The organism is Halolamina salina (assembly GCF_042678005.1).
Taxonomy (GTDB): domain Archaea; phylum Halobacteriota; class Halobacteria; order Halobacteriales; family Haloferacaceae; genus Halolamina; species Halolamina salina.
Window position 1 is genome coordinate 11,987 of sequence record NZ_JBHUDH010000010.1, and the last position, 1,167, is coordinate 13,153.

At 72.1% G+C, this 1,167-nt stretch carries 1 protein-coding gene; it reads right to left on the bottom strand.

Annotated features, from left to right (window positions below):
• On the bottom strand, window positions 1-997 hold a 997-nt coding region (locus tag ACFR9S_RS01215), incomplete at its 3' end, for an ABC transporter substrate-binding protein (protein ID WP_379817824.1).
• Window positions 998-1,167 lie beyond the last annotated feature (170 nt).

Genomic DNA, 1,167 nt, shown 5'->3' on the forward strand with positions numbered 1-1,167 from the left:
CGACGACCGACACGTCGTCGACCAGCGTACGCCGACCGCGGAACTCCGGGGAGGGGACCGCCGCCGACTCGTCGTCGCCCAGCGTCGTGTCCGCGAGCAGGTCGTAGGTGAACGCCACGTCCTCGGCGGTCAGCGACTCCCCGTCGTGCCAGCGGACGTCCTCCCTGAGCGTGACCTGTGCGGTCGGTCCCCCGTCGGTCGTGAACTCGACGGAGGACGCGAGCCACGGCGTGTACTCGCCGTCGACGGGGCGTGCGAGCGGGTCGTACAGCAGTCCGGTCAACACGCCGCTGCGCCGGAACTCGACGGAGAGGGGGTTCAGGTTGGTGGTCGATCGCCGGTCGGTGCCGACGACGCGGAGCCGGCCGTCGCTGCGGCCCAGTCGCAGGTGGTCCAGCGGATCGGTCAGGTCGGCCGCTCGCCAGTCGGTGTCGCCGTCGGTCCGTGCCGCCCGAACGTCGTCGGGCACCGTCAGCAGCGTGAACGGCTGTGACCGGGCGATCCGCCGCTGGAGGCTGGCCAGCGCCTCCCGGCGCTGCTCGCCGTCGGTCCGGCGCTGGCGCTCGATCGCGGCGTCGGCGTCGAGGTCGGTGTAGCTGAACGGGTTCTGCCACCCCGGCGCGTCGGCGAACCGGGAGTGCAGCAGGGTGGTGAGCGCGTCGCGGTCGCGGATGATCTCGGGCAGCCGCATCACGAACAGGTCGAACTCCGTCCGGAGCAGACACTGCCGCATCAGCTCCTGCTCGGCCACCGGGAGCACGTCGACACCGATTCCCGCCTCGCGGAACCACGCGGCGATCTGTCGAGCCAGCCCGAGGGCGTAGGGGTCGGCGTCGGCCGGCAGCGTCTTGATCTGCAGTTCGACGGGCTGTGCGGACCGCCAGCCGGTGAGGTTCCGCGCCCGGCGGAGACAGCCACTGCCGAGGGCGGCGGCGCCGCTGCCCAGCGCCGCGAGGACCGAGCGCCGCCCCGTCGGCAGGCGTGGCTGATCCCTCATCTTCCTTCAGGTGTGCGATGAACGGATATATGGATTGTGCTACTCGCCCCGAGACTGCGGCCGCCGCCGCCGGCGGTTTCAGACAGACTTTACCGCCCGCCCCGACTCCCTCCCCGCGATGGCGTTCCCCAAGCGGACCGCTCGCCTCCTGCTCGCTGCGCTGGTCGTCG